Source organism: Pseudomonadota bacterium (assembly GCA_034189865.1).
Taxonomy (GTDB): Bacteria; Pseudomonadota; Gammaproteobacteria; order UBA5335; family UBA5335; genus JAXHTV01.
On record JAXHTV010000056.1, the window covers coordinates 1 to 4450 of the forward strand.

General features: G+C 50.7%; 2 protein-coding genes. Both read left to right on the forward strand.

Features of this window, described 5'->3' with window-relative positions; genetic code table 11:
- Nucleotides 1–3139 (forward strand): RHS repeat-associated core domain-containing protein (locus tag SVU69_13570; GenBank protein ID MDY6944026.1); only part of this gene is annotated, 3139 nt, incomplete at its 5' end.
- A 233-nt stretch (nucleotides 3140–3372) separates the two neighbouring features.
- A partial coding sequence (locus SVU69_13575; protein MDY6944027.1) for a PKD domain-containing protein occupies nucleotides 3373–4450 on the forward strand: 1078 nt, incomplete at its 3' end.

Below are 4450 nucleotides of genomic sequence, written 5' to 3' on the forward strand. Positions count from 1 at the left end.
GAAAACAGGTAATGGTCAAACCGATTACCTCGACAGGTCAGGTAATCATGATCAACTAACCAGAGTAGATGCTGGGAACGGATATGACATCAGGCGAAAGGACCAGACCGTATACAGATACAGGATATACAGTGTCAATCCATGGCCTGGGACTCCACCTGAGGAATGGTTTCTCCAGGATAATACGAAGCTGCTTCTCATTGATATTACGGACTGGAAGGGAAACAGACTCACGTTTTACCGCGAGGCCGCCTACGGTACGATAGAAGAAGTTCGCGACAATATGGGCAGAAAACTTGAATTCGACTATTACAGCCCTGCCATTCAGTTACGAGAGGTCAAAGAGGTCGTCGGCGGCACGACCAAGCGCTCCATTTCCTTTACGTACAACTCTGATGGACTGCTTGAGACCTTCACGGATGCAAACGGCCGGACCACGCGTTATGCCTATTATGATGAACCAGCCACCCTAAGGCATAATTTGCTCAAGAGTGTTACTTACCCCAAGGGAAACACGGTGACTGTCCATTATGATGATGCCACCGGGCAGGTTGACTCCATCAAGGATAACGACGTGTCCGGAAGTACGATCACGTATACTCCTTCATCAAATCTAACAGTAACAGAGGTAGAAGATCCAGAGCACAACAAGTATAACTACATCCACACCGGCAACCTGCTGACGGCGTTCAAGGGGGCAAATGAGGCCAGGCGGGTGACCATCGATCGAACGGATTCTAACAATCCAAACCTTCCTACCAAGGTCACAGACAAGAAAGGCTACACCACTGAATATGAATATGACGCAATGGGCAATGTGACTAAGATAATTAACGATGACGGCATGGTGGCTACTTTCAGTTACAACGACAAGAACAACATCATTTCCAGCAGGGAGTTTCACGATCCCAATGGCACAACACCGCCGCCAACGACCTACACATATCAAATCGATGGCAACCGGCTGTGGAGAGTAACCAATCCTGAGAATGAAACAGTAGAACTTGGGTACGATGCCAATCACCAGTTGACCTCCGTAACCGATGGCCGGGGATATACCACTCAGTTTGCATACGACTCGTACGGGAACCTGGAGCAGGTCACGGATGCAGAGGGCAACACAACTGTGTATGAGAACGATTACGCTGGACGCGTTACGTCTGTGACCGATGCAGAAGGGATAAAGACGGCTATCACCTATGATGCTAATGACAATCCTTTAGACGTTATGAATTATGCCCGCGGGGAGCAGACCGTGCTTCGGACGGTATCAAGGCTTTATGATTTCAACGGCAACCTTGACTCCGTCAGCTGGCTCAACCAAGGGACCTCGTCTCAGACCAGATACACTTACGACAGCCAAGACCGGCTCCACAAGGTAATCAAACCCGGCAATCTCGACAAGGTGTTTACCCATTACGAAACGGGGTTGGTCAAAACCAGATCGGACTACAACAATGACACAACAACTTATTACTATGATGATCACAATCGGCTGGAAAGGACACGCTATCCTGACCAGACCGAAACTACCATTATTCGGGACCTCAATGGAAATGTGACTTCTGTCACTGGCAGAAACGGTACAAGTTCTTTTACATATGACAACCTGAACCGGGTGGAGACCTACACTGATCCATACAACAAGACAGTTCAGTACGATTACGACAATGCCGGACGGGTCAGCAAGATTACTTATCCGGGTAGCAATGAGGTAGACTACACGTATGACAACGCCGGGCGATTGGAGACTGTTACCGACTGGAACAACGGTTCAGTGACGTATGTCTATGATGCCACCGGCAATCTCAAAGAGATCCAACGTTCCAATGGCATTACAACAGTATATACCTATGACAGGGCTTCAAGATTGACAGGTATTACGGAAAAGGACGGCAGCACCATGCTGTGGTCATACACCTTTGAACTTGACGGTGTGGGCAATCATAATGCTGTTGACGTTGTCAATGAGCCGTTGGCCTTCACGGCCGCCTCTGAAGAAGTCACATACACCAACGATAGAACCAACAACAGACTCCTTTCCGCTGGTTCCACTTCATACACCTATGACGATAACGGGAACAGAAAGACCAGCACTGAAGGCGGAGTGACGACTACTTATACGTGGGACTATGAGAATATGCTTACCGGTATATCTACGCCGGGTCAGACCAACATTCAGCATGTCTACGACGCCATGGGCAACCGGATCACCAGGGTCGTAGACGGCATTACAGCCCGATATGTGCTCGATCTGAACAGCGACATGAGCCGGGTCTTGGCAGAGACCCATGGCAGCGGAGTTGTGACCGCCTATTACATTTACGGCCACGGCCTCATTAGCAGGATTGACGCCAGTGACAACACCAGAAGATTCTATCACTTCAACCATAGAGGCGACACGGTGGTCCTGAGCGATGATTCAGGGACAGTCAATGATGAATACGCCTATGGCGAATACGGCCAGGTGCAAGAATCTCCAACCAACACTACTCCCAATCCGTTCAGGTATGTTGGCCAGTATGGCGTCATGGATGAAGGGCAGAATCTCTATTTCATGAGGGCGAGGTTCTATGACCCAGAAATCGGACGTTTCTTGAACGAGGACCCACTTGGATTTGAAGGTGGCGACTGGAATTTGTATGCTTATGTGATGGGGAATCCGGGAACAGCCACCGATCCTCTTGGCCTGATGGATTTTGGTGGGATGTGGAAATCCGCAGTCGACAGGGCTGGCAAATACGCAGATGAGGCACTTAACTGGTCTGCGAAGAGAATAGAAGATGCCGCCCAGCACGTTGACAGACGATTAGAAGAACTGTCGCTTTGGCGTGGTCGCGAATCCGGAAAAGGAGTGGGAGGGTGTCAGGAGTTGCCTTACCAGACTTCGACAAACATCCAATTCATTTGTGTGCCTATGATAGGAGGTGCAGAGGAATTCCCCGCATATGCAGTTGCTACCCTCTACGTTTCAGGCAAGCGTACCATATACGATCAAACTTCGCCTGCAAATATGAGAAATACGATTCGAGCGATAAGATCGGGAGAGGCAGGAGAAGCTCTCAGAAACAGCATCCGCAAGGGGATGGAGCACTGGAACGATTTTTGGTACCCGAATGGAAACCCATTTCGAAGGTGAGAAGTTGTTGTGATGCATTATGCAGTTAGGACGCCATACAGGGGCCAAACAGTGCGAAAATGTGATTGAGATTGGGGGGCAATCAGCAGAATGATGGTTTGGTGATCATGCTAACGACAGAACATAGTGGTCACGATCAGTCGTTCTTCGGGCTATTTTGGAAATCGCAAGGCAACAGGAAACGCGCTGCACACCGCCCTTCGTTTAGATTCGAAGATATTGGCGAGGCACCCATGTATAGAAAAAGATCGATAGTCTTGCTGGTTTTGGGATTAACATGTTTCCTGTTTTGTGGCAGCGCCTCAGGATCAGCTACCGTTCTGTACGAGTATGACGATCTCCACCGTCTCACCCGTGTCGAGCGGCCAGATGGGTCAGTCACTGTTTATGAATACGACGATTTCGGTAACCGGACGTCTAAAGTGGTGACCGCCGCGGCCACCACACCTACGGTCCTCTTTGGCGCCAACCAGACCAGCGGGATTGCCCCTCTCCCAGTTACGTTCACAGACCAATCCACGGGTGACATCACCTCCTGGTCCTGGGATTTTAACGATAACGGCATGGAAGACTCCGACGAACAGAATCCGACTCACATCTTCACCTCTGCGGGCACCTACACGGTCAGCCTCACGGTAACAGCTACGGGCGGTTCCGACACAAAGACCAAGGCAGATTACATCACTGTTGCAGATCAATCGACCGTGGTGGCTAACTTCACCGGAGGCCCGACAAGCGGTGTGGCCCCACTCCCGGTCACGTTTTCTGATCAGTCGGCTGGGGGTATTACTTCCTGGGACTGGGATTTCGACAACAACGGCACGGTAGACTCAAACGATCAGAGTCCAACACACATCTATAGTGATCCGGGCATTTACAGCGTAAGCCTGACCGTGACAGGACCGGGTGGATCAGACACCAAGACACGCCCCCAGTACATTGATGTTAGGACTGAGGCTGTCGGTGCCGAATTGGCCGTTGTGCCACTTTCACGAGATGTCTCTGCACAGTCGGGTACTACAACGTTTGATGTGGGAAACACGGGCATCGGAACTATGAGTTGGACAGCAGTGGCTAACGACCCTTGGCTGACTATAACGGAGGGTAGCACTGGGACGGAGAGTGGAACAGTCACAGTGTGGCACGGAACCAATATGGGCCCTGCGAGAACAGGAACGATCACGATCACGGCTACTGGGGCTGCAAACAGTCCCGAGAGCGTGACAGTGAACCAGGCGGCGACTGCCGGACCAGACATATCAATCATCTCTCCGGTTGCCGATGATGTCTGGACCTTGGGGTCAACGTATG